This window comes from Nocardia asiatica NBRC 100129 (genome assembly GCF_000308415.1).
GTDB lineage: Bacteria > Actinomycetota > Actinomycetes > Mycobacteriales > Mycobacteriaceae > Nocardia > Nocardia asiatica.
On record NZ_BAFS01000278.1, the window covers coordinates 1 to 17319 of the forward strand.

Sequence of the window (17319 nt, forward strand, 5' to 3'; positions counted from 1 at the left end):
CGTAGACGTCGGCGGCGGGGGTGACCGCGCGGGAATGGAACCGCTCCGGCGCCATGTAGTGGAACGATCCGATCGCCGAGCCGTCGCCGGTCAGACTCTCGGCGGTGGCCGACTGCGCGATGCCGAAATCCACCAGGTAGGCGAAGCCGTCGGAGGTGAGCAGGATGTTGTCCGGCTTGATGTCGCGGTGCACCAGGCCGTCGGCGTGCGCGGCGTCCAGCGCCGCGGCGACCTGCCGCACGATCGCGATCGTCCGCTGCGGGTCCAGCGGCGCCTGCTCGTTCAGCACCGCGCGCAGGCTGGCGCCGCCGACCAGCCGCATGTCGATGAAGAGCCGGCCGTCGATCTCGCCGTAGTCGTGGATCGGGATGATGTGCGGCTCCTGCAACCGCGCCGCGACGTGCGACTCGCGCCGGAACCGTTCCCGGAACACCGGGTCGTCGTGCAATCGCTCGGGCAGCACCTTCAGCGCGATGGTGCGGTCCTTGACGGTGTCGTAGGCCTCGAACACCTCCCCCATGCCGCCACGACCGATCAGGCGATCCAGGCGGTACGGCCCGAACGCGACCCCACCTCGAGCGTATGACGTCGTGCGGTCATCTCGTCCTCCGTGACGGGGACCCGGAGGGTGTCCGGCGCGGACCGAGCCGAACGCCTTCCCGGGGCCGTGGCCCGGGTTCCTGCGCTCAACTCTAGAGCGCTGCCGACCGCTTCGGCAGGGATATCGATCAGGGGGCCGGTTGGGCACCGGCTCGGCACGTCGGCGCAGGTCGGCGGAATTTGCACGGTGGCTGTCGCTGCGTGCGCCTGCCGCGGGTAGCGCGGGTGGTGATCACCGCGAGGGCTCGTCCGTGGTCTGCGCGCAGCGCCGCCGCGGCCATCCGGCGGTACGCCAGCGGCCCGTTTTCGGGTCGATCGCTGGGCGCGGCACGCATCGGTGGGCGAAAGGCGCTGAGCGACTCGCATCGGTGGGCGACAAGCGCTCGGCTCGCATCGGGGGCAGTGCGCGCCGCCCGGTGGCGGTGGCGGTGGCGGTGGCGGTGGCGGTGGCGGTGGCGGTGGCGGTGGCGGTGGCGGTGGCGGTGGCGGTGGCGGTGGCGGTGGCGGTGGCGGTGGAACCGAGCCTTCGGGTCGGGCTGAACCGTCGTCAACCTCGCGCCTACGCCGGACGGGCGGGCAGGCGACGGTGCAGGGCGAGCTGGATCTCCAGCAGCAGGCGATCGGCCGGGTCGTCGAGGCGCATGCCGAGAATGTCCTCGACCCGGCGCAGCCGGTAACGCAGCGTGTTCGGATGCACGCACAGCGCCGCGGCGGCGGCGCGCACGTCGCCGTGTTCGCGCAGATAGGTCTCGACACTCTCGCGCAGGCTCGCGGAATGCTTACGGTCGTAGTCGAACAGCGCGCGCAGCCGGGGATCACGCAGTCCCGCCCGCGTTCCGACGAGGTCGAGCACCTCGCCGAGCAGCACCGCCGTCCGCGCCTCGGCGAGGGTGGTCAGCCGCTGCCCTGGTGCGGCCGCGACCGTACTGTCCAGCACCCGATCGACCTCCGCGCGCGCCGCGGCCACCCGGCCCGGATCGGGCACCGGGCAAGCGATCGCCGCCCGCAACCACAGCGAGCGCTGCGTCTCGAACTGCTCGAGCAGCTGCCGGGTCCAGGCCGTCAACGCTTGCGCGGATCGGTAGCCGGGCAGCAGAACGTACACGCGCTCACCGAGCGTCGCGGTCACCGCGTCACCGCGAAAAGCGCTGGCATGCAGGCGCAGAACGCTGCCCAGCGCGCCAGGCTCGATGGCGGACGCCTGCCCGCCGGGCACCAGCGCGAACCCGATCACCGCCGCCGGACCGGCCGGCGGCAGGTGCAGCGCGTCCGCCACCACCGCCGCGTCGATCGCGGGCCCACCCGCGCCGAACAGCCGCCGGATCAACAGCGCCGCGGTGGTCGGCGCGTCCAGACTCCGGGAGATCAGGCGGCCCGCGATGGCCGCCGCGCCGCGCAGGATCTCGGCCGCGTCCGGTTCGAACGGCCGCGCACCCTGTTGCAGCCAGATCGCGCCGAGCATCTGTGGCGTACGACCGTCCCCGTCCGCGGGACGGCGGACGCCGATCACCAATCTGCGCTTGATGTTCAGCTCGTCGTGCGCGGGTACGTCGACGACCTCGTCGGTATCCCGCAGGCGATCGAACACGCCCCACTGCCGCAACAGGGCCAGATACTCCCGCGGCCCCTCCCTGCCCAGGATCGAGCGCACGCGCAGCGGGTCGGCGTTCTCGTCGGACGCCGAGTACGCGAGCACGTGCGATCGCGCATCCTCGATCGACACCATCCCGCCCGCGTGGCGGGCGATCAGCTGCGCCAGTTCGGACAGATCGATGTCCGCGCCGATTCGCTCACCATCCCCGGCCACGTTCCCGTCCTTCGGCCAACTCGACAACGCACCTGTCCCATCTTTGTCCGACTGACTCATTCTCCGGGCAGTTTTCCGGTGTTGACTTCCCTCTACCGGAAAATCACCGAAATGACAGGAGGTCTCATGGATGCCCTCGTGGCCCCGCCCCCGCCGGTCAACGAACCGGTGGGCAGTTTCGCGCCGGGTACCGCCGAACGCGAACGCCTGCGGGTGAAGCTGGCCGAACTCGCCGCGACGCCGACCGACGTGGCGCACGTCATCGGCGGCGTGCACCGGGAAGGTTCCGGCGAGCGCGTCCGGGTGGTGCAGCCGCACCGGCACGCCGCCGTCCTCGGCACGCTGAACACGGCCGGGCCGGGCGAGGTCCGCGACGCCATCGCGGCGGCGACCGCCGCCGCGCCGGACTGGCGTGCGCTGCCCTTCGCCGAGCGCGCCGCGATCTTCCTGCGCGCCGCCGACCTGCTGTCCGGGCCGTGGCGCGAAACCATCGCCGCCGCAACGATGCTGGGGCAATCCAAAACGGCCTACCAGGCCGAGATCGACACCCCGTGCGAACTCGTCGACTTCTGGCGGTTCAACGTGCACTTCGCGAGCCGGATTCTGGCGGAGCAGCCGATTTCGGCGCCGGGGGTGTGGAATCAGATGGACTACCGTCCGCTCGAGGGCTTCGTCTACGCGATCACGCCGTTCAACTTCTCCGCCATCGCGGGCAACCTGCCCACCGCGCCCGCGTTGATGGGCAACACCGTCGTGTGGAAGCCCGCGCTCACCCAGTCGGTGGCGGCGTACTGGACGATGCGGCTGCTGGAAGCCGCCGGCCTGCCGCCCGGCGTGATCAACATGGTGCACGGCGCCGGACCCGGAGTGTCGGAGGTGGCGCTGGCCGACCACCGGCTCGCCGGCATCCACTTCACCGGGTCCACGGCTACCTTCCGGCGTCTGTGGCGCACCGTCGCGGCGAATCTGGACCACTACGACACCTACCCGCGCCTGGTCGGCGAGACCGGCGGCAAGGACTTCGTCGTGGCGCACAGCTCCGCCGATCCCGAGGTGCTGAGCACGGCCTTGATCCGCGGCGCGTTCGACTACCAGGGTCAGAAGTGCTCGGCTGCCTCGCGCGCCTTCCTCCCGCGTTCCCTGTGGGACCGGATGGGCCGGGAGTTCCTCGACCGGGTGGCCGCGCTCAGCTACGGCGACGTCTCCGACTTCCGCCACTTCGGCGGAGCGCTCATCGACCGGCGCGCCTTCGCGAAGAACACCGACGCCCTCGCGCGCGCCAAGGCGACGCCCGGCCTGACCGTCGCCGCGGGCGGTCACGCCGACGACAGCGTCGGCTATTTCGTCGAGCCCACCGTCCTGCTCGGCGACGACCCCGCCGACGAGGCTTTCCACACCGAGTACTTCGGACCGATCCTGGCCGTGCACGTCTACGACGACTCGGCCTGCGGTTCGTTCGAGGCCACGCTCGACCTGATCGACCGCGGCTCGCCTTACGGCCTCACCGGCGCGGTCGTCGCCGAGGACCGCGCGGCGATCGGCGCCGCTGTCGAGCGGTTGCGCTTCGCGGCGGGCAACTTCTACGTCAACGACAAACCCACCGGCGCGGTCGTCGGCCAGCAACCGTTCGGCGGGTCGCGTGCCTCCGGCACCAACGACAAGGCAGGCTCGGCACAGAACCTGCTGCGCTGGACCTCCGCTCGCACGATCAAGGAAACCTTCGTCCCCGCGACCGACCACCGCTACCCGCACCAGGAGTCGTGATGGCCTTCTCCGGACTGCTGCGGCCCGCCGTACTGGCGGCGTCGCGTTCCCCGCGCATCGAGCGCGCGATCACCCGCATGCCGAGCACCAAGAAGCTGGTCGACCGTTTCGTCGCGGGCGAGACCGAACGCGACGCGGTAGCCGTGTCCTCGGCGCTGCTGGGCTCCGGCCGCTTCGTGAGCGTCGACTATCTCGGCGAGGACACCACCGATCTGGACCGCGCTCGCGGAACCGTCGCACACTACCTGCGGCTGCTGTCGGCGCTGGGCGAATTGCGGGCCGTGGCCGAGGCGCCGGTGCCTCGACTGGAGGTTTCGCTCAAGCTGTCGGCGCTGGGCCAGTCGCTGCCGCAGAACGGGTACGCCATCGCCCGTGAGCACGCCTACGAGATCTGCACCGCGGCGAAAGCCGCCGGGATCTGGGTGACCGTGGACGCCGAGGACCACACCACCACCGATTCGACGCTGTCCATCGTGCGCGAGCTGCGACTGGATTTCCCGTGGCTCGGCACGGTCTTGCAGGCATATCTCAAACGCACCGAGCAGGACTGCCGGTACTTCGCCGGGCCTGGTTCCCGGATCCGGTTGTGCAAGGGCGCCTATCGCGAACCGGCGTCGGTGGCGTATCAGAGCCGATCCGCGGTGGACGAGTCCTATTTGCGGTGCCTGCGGGTCTTGATGGAGGGCAAGGGCTACCCGATGATCGCCACGCACGACCCGGCGCTGATCGATGCGGCGCTGCGCGGAGTCGGCGAAAGCGGGCGCAAGACGGGCGATTACGAGTTCCAGATGCTGCACGGCATCCACGACGCCGAACAGCGGCGCTTGGCCGGAGCGGGCCACGCGCTGCGCGTCTACCTGCCCTACGGCGACGAGTGGTACGGCTACTTCATGCGCAGGCTGGCCGAGCGTCCCGCCAACATCGCGTTCTTCCTGCGCTCCTTCGGCCGCGACCGCTGAACCGAGATGCGAACATTATGTTCTTCAGCTGATCGATCCCTGGCCCTGTGGTCGTATTGAGGTGCACCGCAGTGGACGAGAGGATGCAGCATGTCCTTCGCGCAGTTACGCAGCCAGATGACGCGCCGGAAACCGCTCGGCGAAGTCGAGGACGAGGCCGCTGCGGCCGACGAACAGCTGGCGCGGTCGCTCGGCCTGTGGCAGCTCACCGCGATCGGCGTCGGCGGCATCATCGGCGCGGGCATCTTCACCCTGGCGGGCGCGGTCGCGCACTCCGTCACCGGGCCGTCGGTGTTGATCTCGTTCCTGATCGCCGGTGTGGCCAGTGGCGCGGCCGCGCTGTGTTACGCCGAATTCGCCGGGATGGTCCCCAAGGCCGGGTCCGCCTACACCTACGGGTACGTGTCACTCGGCGAGATCGCGGGCTGGTTCATCGGGTGGGATCTGTTGCTGGAGTACATCGCGGTCGCGGCGGTGGTCGCCATCGGCGTCTCCGGATACTTCAAATTCCTGCTGGAGCAGGTCGACATCACGCTGCCCGATTGGATGATGGGCGCCTCGGGCACCGGCGAAGGGCACGTGATCGACGTGTTCGCCGTCCTGTTCTGCCTCGGCACGGCCTGGCTGCTGTCGCGCGGCATCCGCAGCGTCGGCCGGTTCGAAACCGTGGCCGTCGGCATCAAGGTCGCCTTGGTGGTGCTGATCGTGGTGCTCGGCGTGTTCCATATCGACAGCTCGAATTACACCCCGTACTTCCCGTTCGGCGCCGGAGCGGTGTGGACGGGCGCGGCGACGGTCTTCTTCGCCGTCTTCGGCTACGACGCGATGAGCACCGCCGCCGAGGAGTCCACCGAGGGCAAGAAGCACCTGCCGAAGGCGATCATCTATTCGCTGGCCATCGCCATGGTGCTCTACGTATTGGCCACGCTGGTGCTGACCGGCATGCAGAAGTACACCGAGATCAGCCCGACCAGCGGGTTCTCCACCGCCTTCGAGTCGGTCGGGCAGCCCGGCGTCGCGAACATCATCGCGGTCGGCGCCATCGTCGGCATCGTCACCGTGGTGCTCACCTTCATGCTCGGCGTCACCCGGGTCTGGTTCGCCATGAGCCGCGACGGGCTGCTGCCGGAGTGGTTCGCCAAGACCCATCCGGTCCGCAAGGTGCCCACCCGGGTGACCTGGATCGTCGGCATCGGGTCGGCGCTGATGGCCGGGTTGCTGGACATCACGGTGGTCGCCGAGCTGACGAATATCGGCATCCTGATGGCGTTCATCGTGGTGTCCGTCGCGGTGATCGTGCTGCGGCGCACCCGTCCGGAGGAGCCGCGCGAGTTCCGGCTGCCGTTCATGCCGGTCGTGCCGCTGATCGGCATCGGGTTCTCGCTGTACCTGATCTGGTCGCTGCCGTGGGAAACCTGGGCGCGGTTCGCGAGCTGGCTGGTCGTCGGCCTGATCGTCTACTTCGCGTACTCGCGCACCCACTCCAAGCTGGAGCGCCCCGGCGCCGTGACTCACCCGGCGACCGGGTGAGCCCCGCCGGACCGGCGGGGCTCGCCGACGGCGGTGATTGCGGAATGGTCGCTCGACTGCATACGGTCGAGCATGTCGGCACCGGCGGCCCGGAAGGAGCGGTAGCGGATGGATCTCCAGGAGGTCGTCTCCTCGGGCGTGCTCGAACAGCGCGAGCTGTTGGCGCAGGGCGCGCTGTCCGCGGAGCAACTCGTCGAAGCGACGCTCGACGGGATCGATGCGGCCGCCGATCTCGGCGCCTTCACCCGCGTCCTGCGCGAGGAGGCCAAAGCCGAGGCGGTCGAGCGCGACCGGGCGCGCGCCGCGGGCGGCCCGGTCGGCCCGTTGCACGGGGTGCCGATCGCGGTGAAGGACGAATTCGACGTCGCCGGCGTGGTGACCAGCTTCGGCACCAGGGCGAACGCGACGCCCGCCGTGGTGGATGCCGAGGCGGTGCGCAGGCTGCGCGCGGCCGGGGCGGTCATCGTCGGCAAGACCGCGATGCCGGAATTCGGGCAGTGGCCGTTCACCGAGTCCAGCACCTTCGGCATGGCCCGCAACCCGTGGGACCCGAGCCGCTCCCCCGGCGGCTCCAGCGGCGGGTCCGCCGCCGCGGTGGCGGCCGGTCTGGTGCCCGCCGCCCTCGGCGGCGACGGCGGCGGGTCGATCCGGATTCCGTCGGCGTGCTGCGGGTTGTTCGGCCTCAAACCGCAACGAGGGCGCGTGCCGATCGCGCCGAACGAGCACCTGTGGTGGGCGCTGGGTGTAGCCGGACCGCTCACCCGCGGCGTGCTGGACTCCGCCGTCGTCTACGACGTCATCCGCGGCGCCACCCGCACCGACCGATTCCGCGCGCCGGACCCGGACCTCTCCTTCGAGGCGGCGGCGCGCGGCCCGGTGCGGCCGATGCGCATCGGCTACAGCACCAAATCTCCCATTCCGCTGGTGAAACTCGACCCGCAGCACGTGCGCGCCGTCCGCGACACCGCGATATTGCTCGCCGAGCTGGGCCACACGGTCACGGAGATCGACCCGGAGTACCCGGATTCGACCCACGCCTTCTTCCCGCAGTTCTTCGCGGGCGTGCGCGCGGAACTGGCCGAGGTGGACCATCCGGAGCTGCTCGAACGCCGCACCAGGCAGACGGTCGCGCTCGGCGCGTGGGCGCGCGGGCCGGTTGTCGAATGGGCGATCCGGCGCGGGGAGGCGGTGCGGCGCAAGGCCGACAAGATCTTCACCGAGTGCGATCTGCTGCTGACGCCCACCATCGCGATCCGCCCGCCGCGACTCGGTGTGCTCGACGGGGCGAACACAGCGCGAGCTCAGCTCGCCTCCGTTCCGATGGTCGCCTACACCGCGATCTGGAACGTCACCGGCCATCCCGCGGCGTCGGTGCCCGCCGGCGTGGGCGACGACGGGCTTCCCCTGGCCGTCCAGCTCGTCGGCCCGACGAACGGCGAGACGACGATCCTGCCGATCGCCGCGCAGCTCGAGCAGGCGCGTCCGCATCCCCGTCCGGCGCTTCGCTCCACCGGATAGAAGGGCTACCGAGCCCGACCGCCACCCGGCGGCGGTCTCACTGCTTGGGAGTCAGCAGGACGAGCGGGATCTCGCGCGTGGTCTTCGTCTGATAGTCGGCGTAGTTCTTCGCCGCGGCGGTGACGCGAGGCCACAGCTCGGCTCGTTCCTCGGCCGTGGCCACCCGAGCCGTCATGGGCACCTTCGGACCGCTGCGCACCGACACGGAGACGTCCGGGTTGTCGCGCAGGTTCAGGAACCATGCCGGGTGCACCGGGTCGCCGCCACGGGAGGCGACGACGACGTAGGTGTCGCCGTCCACGACCGGGGCGGTGAGCATGACCGCGTGCGGACGGCCGGATTTGCGTCCGGTGGTCGTGAGCTCGAGCGACGGCATGCCCGCGAAATCGTTGCCCAGCTTCCCGAAGCTGACCTTCAGCAGGACGCGGTGCGCGGTATTCATGGCCTTCAACGCGAAATTCGAGGGCATGCGATCCTCACGATCGACTCGACAGGTGGTCCGGCAGGGCGACTCCCACGGCGGGAGACGACGAATCGGACTGTACCCGAACCGGCGCGACCGGCTCAGCTCGCGGACCATCCCGACCAGCGGGCCACGTCGACGGCTATCACCGGCCCCGGCGGCGGCTGTCGTTCGTACTGCGGGTATCGCGCGACCAATCGGCCGATCGCCGCCTGTGCCTCGGCGCCGTCGGCGATGCGGGCGGTTCCGTCGGCGCGCGCCCACCACAGCCGGCTCCAGTCGTCGCCGTAGCGGTCGGCGAGCACGGCGACCGCCGGATTCGCGGCGATGTTGTCCAGACGGCGCAACGCCGTGGTCGTCTTGGGCTTCGCGTCCACGCTGGTGTAGACGACGTCGCCGGCCACAACGAACACGATGGGCACCAGATGCGGGCGCAGCCGCGCCGAAACGGTGGCCAACCGCGCGACCGAACTGGTCGCGAATCGTTTGCGCGCTTCCTCGGAACTCAGTCGCACACCCGCCTCCTCGAGACCATAATCCCCGTGAATCGGGGATCGAGTACGTTCCGTCCCCTATGCAACCGGACATTTGCCGTGAAATCACGGTGATCGACTGCTCTCACGCTACGGTCGAGTGAATGTTTGACCCGTCAAAAAGCTATGTCCCCAGAAGGTGGAGGCGGTCGTGGACATCGATATCACTGCCCGGCTGAACCTAGCGTTCGAGATGTGGGAGCGCGCGCACGGGCGCCCGCTCGCCGACGATACGGTCGAGACATGGGTGACCGCGGCCGGGTACGACCTGGAACCAGGTCACCTGGCGAAGGTTCGGCGCGGGCAGCTCGCCACGCTCCCGGAGCAGGCGCGGGCCGGGCTGGCCCATGTGTTCGGGCTCGACCCCAACTATTTCGTCTTCGACCCCGGTCCCGACCGGGCCGACGACGCCGAAGTGATCGCGCACCTGGACAATTCGGCTCTGCGCCGGCTCGGGCAAGCCGTGAACGGCGTATCGCTGCGCACGCTGCTGTACCTGGAGTCCGTCGCCGAAGTGCTCCGGCAGGCCGACGGCCTGCCGCCGTGCGAGCAGACCGCACAACTCTGATCGAACACGACAGCGGCTCGGTTCCGGCCCCCGGCTCGGGTAGACCCGGCGGGCCGGCCACACCGCCGACGGACGCGGCGTCGGCGCGTCGATAATCGAAAAAGCAAATATCCGTCGGCGATACCGCTGTCCGCACCAGCGCGACCACGGATAGTGAATTCCAGGCAATCGAGAATTCGGCAGTTTTCCACTGACCCCGCTGCCGGATAGCCATTTTCGGACCTCGCCAGCGCAATCCGAGCATCATCGGGCCGGACGAATTTCCGGCCCTCGCCGCATACCGCCGTAATCCGCCCGAGTGGCGCCACACCGCGCGTGCCGCTATGCTCGGGCCGCGAGATTTCGAAAATGCTTGTCGGTCTGCGTATTTGGGGTGAAAGTGCACGCAGAAGGGGGTAAAGGGAGGTCGATTCCCCGGCGGTGAGCGCGAGTGCGGAAGTACGAAACTTGGCAGAGTTGTTGAATCCGGCGGCGAGTGAACTCGGCGAAGCGGTCGTCCGGCGCTCGAAGCCGCCTTACGCGACATTGTCGGCCTGCGTTATCGCGAGCGCGGCCATCGTGATCACGGCGGTGTACTACGCACCCGCCGAATTCCGGGTCTCCCTCGCCGCGGGCGCCACCGCCACGGCGATCGCGCTGTGCGCCGCGGTGACGACGGCGGTCCACTTCCACCGCGCGGCCCGGCACGCCCGCCGCGAAGCCGACCGGGCCCGGGAGGACCGCGCGCTGGCCACAGCCCGCGCGCACGCCGAGGTCACCGCCGCGCACGAGGCGGTCACCGAACACACGGCGCGTTCCAAGAACAGCGAGAGCCGTCGCACCGCCGCGATGGCGGCTTTCGCGGGCGCCGCGGGCCGCATGCAGGCGATGACCACCGGCATGCTCGCGGAACTGCGCGAGATGGAACACCGGCACGGCGATCCCGCGGTGCTCGCCGACCTGCTGCAACTGGATCACCGCACCGCCCAGGCCGGACGGCTCGCCGACAGCATCGCCGTGCTCAGCGGCGCGCGATCCGGCCGCAGGTGGGCCAAACCGATTGCCATGGAATCGATCCTGCGCGGCGCGATGGGCCGCGTGGCCGGGTACCAGCGGGTGCGGTTGCGGGCGATCGCCGATATCGCGATCTCCGGGCATGCCGCCGAAGGCGTCATGCACGCGCTGGCGGAGCTGATCGACAATGCCTGCAACTTCTCCCCGCCCACCACCGAGGTGCACGTCTACGCCGCCGAGGTCCCGGCGGGCGTCGTCATCACCATCGAGGACAGCGGTCTGGTCATGAGCGAGTCGGCGCTGCGCCGCGCCGAGGCGGCGGTGTCGGCCACCGGAGCGGACACACGCGGTTCCGGAATCGACCTCTCGTCACTGACCGGAACGCGGCTCGGCCTCGCCGTGGTGGGCAATCTCGCGCGCAAGCACGGTCTCACCGTCTCCTACCGGCCTTCGGCCATCGGCGGCACCGCCGTGGTCGTGGTGATCCCGCGCGATCTCACCACGCGGGCGGAGCGGTCCCAGCCGTCCACGGTCACCGGCACGCTGCCCGTCGCGCGACAGCACGCGGGCGCCACCCTGACACCGGAGCAGACGCCCACCGTGCGCGAGCCGGTGGGCTCCGGCGCGGCGCCCGCGTCCGCCGCCGGACCGTCGCTGCCCAAGCGACGCCGGGGCAGCACGCTGGCCGCCGTCCATCCCGAAGGGCTCGCCGCCCCAGAACCGGCCGCCGCGACGCCGCCCGCGGCGCGGCCCGACTCGCTCGGCGCGTTCCAGCGCGCGGTGGCCGGGCGCGCGACCGACAGTGCCGTCACCCCTTCCCCCGCCCCTTCCGTCTCCGTGGAGAACGAACGATGACAACTTCCGAGACCGCGCAGCTGAGCTGGCTGTTGGAACAGCTGCTCACCCGCACCCCGCGCACCAGGCACGCGCTGCTGCTGTCCAGCGACGGACTGAAGATCTGCCACACGCCCGAACTCACCGTGGACGGAGCCGACCAGCTCGCCGCCATCGCCGCGGGCATCCAGAGCCTCTCGCACGGGGCATCGGTCGAATTCGGCGACGGCCGGGCGGGGGTGCGTCAGTCGATGACCGAGTTCTACGGCGGCATCCTGTTCATCGTGGAGGCCGGGCTCGGCGCGCACATCGCGGTCGTCGCCACCGAGGACGCGGACGCCGGACTGGTCGGGCACAACATGCGGGAACTGGTGGAACAGCTCGGCGAGCACCTGGCGGCCGCGCCGCGCTTCCCGGGAGCGAGCGTGTCGTGACCAGGCCGGGCCGCGACGACGACCCCGATCGGCTCTACACGCTGACCGGGGGGCGGAGCAAGCCGGACTCCGACACGTTCGACCTGGTCACCCTGGTGGTCAGCGAATGCGCGCCCGCACCGGGCATGCAGTCCGAGCACGTGGCGATCCTCGACCTGTGCCGCGCCCCGACCGCCGTCGTCGAAATCGCCGCCGAGCTGCGGATTCCGGTGAGTATCGCGACCATCCTGCTGTCGGATCTGCTGCACGCGGGCAAGATCACCGTCCGTCCGCCGCACAGCGGTCCGCCCGGCGCGCCGTGGCATTCCCTGCCCGACACCACCACGCTCGAGAAGGTGCTCGTTGGACTTCGCAAACTCTGATCCGCGCCCCGCCCGCGCGGACGCGCCCCTGCACCATGCGACCAGCCGGGGACTGAAGATCGTCATCGTCGGTGGTTTCGGCGTCGGCAAGACGACGCTGGTCCGCGCGGTGAGCGAGATCCGGCCGTTGGACACCGAGGCGATCATGACCGACGAGGGCCTGGGCATCGACGACCCGAGCGGCGCTCCCGGCAAATCGACGACGACCGTCGCCTTCGATTTCGGGCGCATCACCATCGATGACGAGCACGTGCTGTATCTGTTCGGCGCGCCGGGCCAGGAGCGGTTCCGATTCCTCTGGGATCGGCTGTTCACCGGTGCGCTCGGCGCCATCGTGCTGGTCGACCCGCACCGGATAGCCGATTCCTGGTACGCCGTCGACCGGCTGGAACACCAGCGGACGCCGTTCATCGTCGCGTCCAACGATTTCGGCGGCGGCCACCGCCCCGACGAGGTCCGCGACGCGCTCGACCTGGATCCGCAGGTACCGGTGATCGATTGCGACGCGCGCTCCCGCGAGTCGGGCAAGGGCGTTCTGATCGCCCTGGTCGAGCATCTCTACTCCATCGCCGCGCCCGCTGCGGCCCCGCGCCCCCTGCTGCCGACTCCGGAGACCGCGTCATGACCGTGCCCGCCCCGAGCCCCACCGACGGCTGCCCCGTCCACGCCGCCCCGGTCACGCTGAGCGGTCCGCGCTTTCACACCGACCCGCACCAGCTCTATCACGAGATGCGCCGCGAGCACGGCCCGGTGGTTGCCGTCGAATTGCCCGGCGGCGTCCCCGCGTGGCTGGTCATCGGCTATCGCGAATTGCACCAGGTGACCAGCGATCCCGAATTGTTCCCCCGCGATGTCGCCCGCTGGAACCAGTGGCCGGACATCCCGGCGGACTGGCCGCTGCTGCCGATGGTGGGGCAGCCGATGCCGTCGATCTATTTCACCGCGGGCGCCGAGCATCGCAGGCATGTGGCGATGGTGGAACCCGCGCTGGAGCTGGTCGACACGTTCGAGCTGCGGCGCACCTGCGAGGACCTGGCCGACCGCCTCATCGACGCGTTCTGCGGGCGGGGCGAAGCGGAACTGGTCGCCGATTTCGCCGAGCCGCTGCCGGTGCTGGCGCTGGCGCGGATCCTCGGTTTCCCGGACGGGGACGGGCCGCGGCTGGCGTGGACGATGAAGACGCTCGCCGACGGCGGCGCCGACGCCCAGGCCGCGCATCAGCAGTTCGCCGAGCACATGCAGCATCTGCTCGCGACCAAGAAGGCGGCCCGGGGCGCCGATCTGGTGTCCTGGATGCTGGCGCGTCCCGGCACGTTCACCGACCAGGAATACGTCCTGGACCTGATGGCGATCACCGCCGCGGGGTACCTGCCCACGGCCGACTGGATCGGGAACTCGGTGCGGCTCATGCTCACCGACGACCGGTTCGCCGCCGCGCTCGGCGGCGGGCGCCACAGCGTGGGCCAGGCGATGAACGAAGTGCTGTGGGAGGACACGCCGACGCAGATCCTCGCCGGCCGCTGGGCGGCCCGCGACACCCGGCTGGGCGACAAGGTGATCCGCGCCGGGGACATGCTGCTGCTCGGCTTGGCCGCGGCCAATGCCGACCCGCACGTGCGCCAGCATCTCTCCGACGGCGCCGAACCGGCGCACACCGGCAACAGCGCGCACTTCGCCTTCAGCTACGGCGAGCACCGCTGCCCGTTTCCCGCACAGGAGATCGCCGAGGTCATCGCGCGCACCGGCATCGAGGTGCTGCTCGACCGGCTGCCCGACCTCGACCTGGCGGTACCCGCCCAGAACCTGGTCCGGCGACCGTCGGCCTTCCTGCGCGGCATGACATCCCTGCCCGTCCGCTTCACACCCGTTCGCGCCGTCGGAGGTGCCCCGTGAACACCGAATGCCCGCACACAGCAGCCCTTGTCATCGATCCCATGGTCGGCGATCTGGGTGCGGAGACCAGCCGGCTGCGCGCCGCCGGACCGCTCACCCGGATCGATCTGCTCGGCGTGCCCGCCTGGACCGTCACCCAGCACGCGCTGGCCAGGCAGTTGCTGGTCGACACCCGGCTGGTCAAGGACATCGGCGCCTGGTCGCTGTGGCAGTCCGGTACGGTGACCAGGCAGTGGCCGCTGATCGGCATGATCGACGCGGGCCGTTCCATGTTCACCGTCGACGGCGCCGAGCATCGCAGACTGCGGATCAAGACCACCCAGGCGCTGACCAAGCGCAGGCTCGACGCGCTGCGCCCGGCGATCGAGCGGATGACCGCGGAACTGCTCGACGATCTCGCCGCGGCCGGACGCGGCGGCGCGGTGGTCGACCTGAAGACGGTGTTCGCCTACCCACTGCCGATGCGGGTCATCGGTGAGCTGATGGGCGTGGACCGGGCCGACCATCCGACGCTGCTCGGCTGGTACAAGGCGTTCTTCTCGCTGCTGACGCCGCAGGACGAGCGACTACGGGTGATCGACGAATTGCACGTCTACTTCACCGAACTGGTGCGCAAGAAGGCCGCCGACCCCACCGATGACCTGACCAGCGCCTTCCTCGTCGGCGGGGACGGCATCGACCCGCTCACCGAGGAAGAAGTGGTGGGCAACCTGAAGGCGCTGGTGGCCGCCGGGCACGAAACGACGATCGGCCTCATCCTCAACGCCGTGCGCGCGTTGCTGGGCCGCCCCGACCAGTTGAGCGCCGTCCGCGCCGGCGATCTCACCTGGGCAGCCGCCGTGGAGGAAACGCTGCGCTGGGACAGCCCCGTGACCCATTTGCTGATGCGGTTCGCCACCGAGGACATCACCGTCGGCGACACCGTCATCGCGCAGGGCGAGGGAGTGGTGCTCTCCTACCGTGCGATCGGGCGAGATTTCGCCGTGCACGGACCGGACGCCGACGATTTCGACGTCTCCCGCCCGACGGCCAACCGGCACTTGGCCTTCGGATACGGCCCGCACATCTGCCCGGGTGCGGCCCTGGCCCGGCTGGAAGCGGGCATCGCGCTGCCCGCCCTCTTCGACCGCTTCCCCGACCTGCGCTTCGCGGTGCCGGTCGAAGAAATCCGCAACCTTCCCGTGCTCACCCAGAACGACCTCGAATCGTTCCCGGTGTATATCGGGAGCTGAACCGGAGCGCCGGTCGTCACCACGGTCCTGTGTGCGTTCGAGCGCGGACGACTATTGCTCGCGGGATATTTCGCGTGAACGGTCCCGTCCTTGTCCGGTGCCGCCTCGCACGATCCCTGGGGCATGACCAGGCGCCTGCCTGACCGCCGCCTGCGGGTGTTGTGCCTGCCCCAACCACACCAGTCTTTCCACCTCCGACAGACGCCCCTTTTCGTCCAACTCCCTGAACGCTGCGTCCCGCGCCTTGTCCAGGTCCCGCAAAGCCGTCTCACGTTCCTTTTGGGCTGCCGCGCGCGCTTCGGCTGCCTCACGCTCCACGGTGGCAGCGTCGGCTGTCTCTCCGGCCGCTTGTTCCCCAGCCTCAGCGGCCTCCCGCTGCGAGTACTGATCGGGCACCGGGAATTCCCGCGCCACCCGTTCGGCGGCTTCCCGTTCGATCCGTGCCCGCTCGGTCTCCGGCGTCTGGCGTGCTTGCCGGGCTCGCTCGGCCTCCTCTCGGGCCTGTCGATCGCGTTCGGCCTGCTGCGGGGCATCCGCCCGGCCACGCGCAGCGGCTTCCCGGAACTGCTGCACCTGCCGAAACTTCTCGGCCCGCTCTTGCGCCCGCACGATCTGGCGGATCTTCGCCAATCGTTCCCGCGCCCGGTCGGCTCGATTCAGTTCGTACGGTCGGATCAGCTCCAATTGTTGAGATACCAGCGACTGTCCGATCTGCATTGCGCGAACTGCATCCGACCTCGATACTACTTCGTGCTGAAACCTGCCCGGGAACTCCTGAGCTATTTCGCGCATGTATTCGAGGACGGAGCGTGGCACCTTTTCCCCAGAAACAGTCTCCCATCGGCTTTGGGTAAGTATTCCTGCCTGAAGTGCCGCTCGTTCAGTCTTCAGTTGCCTGAGTGTTTCTCGCTCGTTGACGCGTCCCGATTTCCGTTCGACACCGTTTGCGCCCCTGCCCTGGGTGCGTGCGGAATCCAGTACGCGGACACTCTTTCCGATTCTTATCGCGAATTGACGGACCCAGCCGCGTTCGCGAGTCTCGCCCCGGATCTGCGCTCGTCCGAGTTCGAAGTACAGGCCCTTTTCATAGTTGGTCAATCGTCGCCGGATGGCATCGTACTCATCGGGCACTGCCGCCCCCCACTTACAGTCTAATCAGGCAGGTCTACCGGCCATGCGAATACTGTATTCGACCCCTTTGGGGCCGAAATTCTCCATGAACAACTCTTCCGCCAGTGATACCAGCTCACAGCCGAGGCCACTCTCAGAAAAGTGCACAGCGGGTCCGAAATCGGAATACAGAGGAGCACCGGAGTACGGGCTGTTCGTCCATGTCATCCCAGCATGCCGCCGCACGCAAGCTTCACCCAAAAATCGAATGAACCCATCCGCGGCTTCCCGGTTCTCCGGCGAAATAAATGCTGCGCGGTCGTGGAAGCGACTCTGTGCGGCTTCCAAGATTTGCAACGTCAACGGCGGTTTCCACCACGGATCCGTGTATGCGGCGACTCCGGGAACTGTGTCGGACAAAAATTTCCGAATGGCCGATTCCATGCGTTCAGGCGCAACCCAGTCCAGGTACGCCTCCGTTGCGGCGTCGAATTCGATATCAAAACCCATTTGGTCGTCGTCCACTGGCGAAGCCTTCCCCTCATGCGAGCTGTCTCGTATCGCGGTTTCGAGCACTACAGTGTCATGTCGGTACGTGTCGCCGGGCAAGCGGTGTGCGGAGGCGGGGTGTCGCATCATCGCTCGACATACAGCCGCTCGCATGGCATCCGGGGTAGCTGATCAGTTGCGCCGCTGGCGACGGCTACGGCGTCGGTGCA

The 17319-nt window shown here is 69.4% G+C and carries 17 protein-coding genes; 11 read left to right on the top strand and 6 right to left on the bottom strand.

All coding sequences use genetic code 11. The annotated features are described in order from the left end of the window. The coding region (locus ON27_RS26775) for a serine/threonine-protein kinase (protein WP_157227353.1) at positions 1-520 on the bottom strand (520 nt) is incomplete at its 3' end. 639 nt (positions 521-1159) lie between these two features. After that, a complete protein-coding gene (locus ON27_RS26780) occupies positions 1160-2407 on the bottom strand; it encodes a PucR family transcriptional regulator (RefSeq protein ID WP_043733781.1) in 1248 nt (415 codons plus the stop codon). A 126-nt stretch (positions 2408-2533) separates the two neighbouring features. Here ON27_RS26780 and pruA point away from each other — a divergent pair, with 126 nt between their 5' ends. The 4 genes from pruA to ON27_RS26800 all read left to right on the top strand — a co-directional run bounded on the left by pruA (position 2534) and on the right by ON27_RS26800 (position 8178). Then, positions 2534-4171, top strand: coding sequence for an L-glutamate gamma-semialdehyde dehydrogenase (gene pruA, locus ON27_RS26785; RefSeq protein ID WP_043733785.1), 1638 nt, complete (start codon positions 2534-2536; stop codon positions 4169-4171). After that, the gene (locus ON27_RS26790) at positions 4171-5130 is read left to right on the top strand and encodes a proline dehydrogenase family protein (protein ID WP_043733788.1); all 960 of its coding nucleotides are present in this window, start codon (positions 4171-4173) and stop codon (positions 5128-5130) included. Before pruA ends, ON27_RS26790 begins: the two co-directional genes overlap by 1 nt. A 90-nt stretch (positions 5131-5220) precedes the next feature. Continuing rightward, positions 5221-6660 carry an amino acid permease gene (locus tag ON27_RS26795; RefSeq protein ID WP_043733790.1) on the top strand — a complete coding sequence of 480 codons (1440 nt, stop codon included), beginning with the start codon at positions 5221-5223 and terminating at the stop codon, positions 6658-6660. Positions 6661-6768: 108 nt separating this feature from the next. Next, complete coding sequence (locus tag ON27_RS26800; RefSeq protein WP_043733792.1) at positions 6769-8178, top strand: amidase; 1410 nt, start codon at positions 6769-6771, stop codon at positions 8176-8178. A gap of 37 nt (positions 8179-8215) precedes the next feature. Here the strand turns inward: ON27_RS26800 and ON27_RS26805 are convergent, their stop codons facing one another. Together ON27_RS26805 and ON27_RS26810 are read right to left on the bottom strand one after the other, a co-directional pair. Next, positions 8216-8647, bottom strand: coding sequence for a nitroreductase family deazaflavin-dependent oxidoreductase (locus ON27_RS26805; RefSeq protein ID WP_043733795.1), 432 nt, complete (start codon positions 8645-8647; stop codon positions 8216-8218). A 95-nt stretch (positions 8648-8742) separates the two neighbouring features. Then, the gene (locus tag ON27_RS26810; RefSeq protein WP_043733866.1) at positions 8743-9150 is read right to left on the bottom strand and encodes a TIGR03668 family PPOX class F420-dependent oxidoreductase; all 408 of its coding nucleotides are present in this window, start codon (positions 9148-9150) and stop codon (positions 8743-8745) included. 175 nt (positions 9151-9325) lie between these two features. On the opposite strand from ON27_RS26810, the gene ON27_RS26815 reads away from it, so the two are divergent. The 7 genes from ON27_RS26815 to ON27_RS26845 all read left to right on the top strand — a co-directional run bounded on the left by ON27_RS26815 (position 9326) and on the right by ON27_RS26845 (position 15490). After that, complete coding sequence (locus tag ON27_RS26815) at positions 9326-9742, top strand: hypothetical protein (protein ID WP_157227354.1); 417 nt, start codon at positions 9326-9328, stop codon at positions 9740-9742. 447 nt (positions 9743-10189) lie between these two features. Continuing rightward, on the top strand, positions 10190-11590 hold the full coding sequence (locus tag ON27_RS26820; protein ID WP_245560177.1) for a sensor histidine kinase: 1401 nt from the start codon (positions 10190-10192) through the stop codon (positions 11588-11590). Beyond that, positions 11587-12003: a roadblock/LC7 domain-containing protein gene (locus ON27_RS26825; RefSeq protein WP_043733800.1), complete on the top strand. Its 417-nt coding sequence runs from the start codon at positions 11587-11589 to the stop codon at positions 12001-12003. The genes ON27_RS26820 and ON27_RS26825 overlap by 4 nt, the downstream gene beginning before the upstream one ends. Then, the gene (locus ON27_RS26830; RefSeq protein WP_043733802.1) at positions 12000-12365 is read left to right on the top strand and encodes a DUF742 domain-containing protein; all 366 of its coding nucleotides are present in this window, start codon (positions 12000-12002) and stop codon (positions 12363-12365) included. Before ON27_RS26825 ends, ON27_RS26830 begins: the two co-directional genes overlap by 4 nt. After that, positions 12346-12990, top strand: coding sequence for a GTP-binding protein (locus tag ON27_RS26835; RefSeq protein WP_043733804.1), 645 nt, complete (start codon positions 12346-12348; stop codon positions 12988-12990). Before ON27_RS26830 ends, ON27_RS26835 begins: the two co-directional genes overlap by 20 nt. Further along, positions 12987-14258, top strand: a complete 1272-nt coding sequence (locus tag ON27_RS26840) for a cytochrome P450 family protein (RefSeq protein ID WP_043733805.1) — start codon at positions 12987-12989, stop codon at positions 14256-14258. The genes ON27_RS26835 and ON27_RS26840 overlap by 4 nt, the downstream gene beginning before the upstream one ends. Further along, a complete protein-coding gene (locus tag ON27_RS26845) occupies positions 14255-15490 on the top strand; it encodes a cytochrome P450 family protein (RefSeq protein WP_043733808.1) in 1236 nt (411 codons plus the stop codon). The genes ON27_RS26840 and ON27_RS26845 overlap by 4 nt, the downstream gene beginning before the upstream one ends. A gap of 51 nt (positions 15491-15541) precedes the next feature. Here the strand turns inward: ON27_RS26845 and ON27_RS43170 are convergent, their stop codons facing one another. Further along, on the bottom strand, positions 15542-16621 hold the full coding sequence (locus tag ON27_RS43170; protein ID WP_157227355.1) for a hypothetical protein: 1080 nt from the start codon (positions 16619-16621) through the stop codon (positions 15542-15544). 24 nt (positions 16622-16645) lie between these two features. Further along, the gene (locus tag ON27_RS26855; RefSeq protein ID WP_043733812.1) at positions 16646-17125 is read right to left on the bottom strand and encodes a hypothetical protein; all 480 of its coding nucleotides are present in this window, start codon (positions 17123-17125) and stop codon (positions 16646-16648) included. Positions 17126-17319: the final 194 nt, after the last annotated feature.

What these genes read in the sequence shown, in the direction of transcription:
- pruA (WP_043733785.1), top strand. Translation starts at nt 2,534, where the DNA reads ATGGATGCCCTCGTGGCCCCGCCCCCGCCGGTCAACGAACCGGTGGGC.
- ON27_RS26790 (WP_043733788.1), top strand. Translation starts at nt 4,171, where the DNA reads ATGGCCTTCTCCGGACTGCTGCGGCCCGCCGTACTGGCGGCGTCGCGT.
- ON27_RS26795 (WP_043733790.1), top strand. Translation starts at nt 5,221, where the DNA reads ATGTCCTTCGCGCAGTTACGCAGCCAGATGACGCGCCGGAAACCGCTC.
- ON27_RS26800 (WP_043733792.1), top strand. Translation starts at nt 6,769, where the DNA reads ATGGATCTCCAGGAGGTCGTCTCCTCGGGCGTGCTCGAACAGCGCGAG.
- ON27_RS26805 (WP_043733795.1), bottom strand. Translation starts at nt 8,647, where the DNA reads ATGCCCTCGAATTTCGCGTTGAAGGCCATGAATACCGCGCACCGCGTC.
- ON27_RS26825 (WP_043733800.1), top strand. Translation starts at nt 11,587, where the DNA reads ATGACAACTTCCGAGACCGCGCAGCTGAGCTGGCTGTTGGAACAGCTG.
- ON27_RS26840 (WP_043733805.1), top strand. Translation starts at nt 12,987, where the DNA reads ATGACCGTGCCCGCCCCGAGCCCCACCGACGGCTGCCCCGTCCACGCC.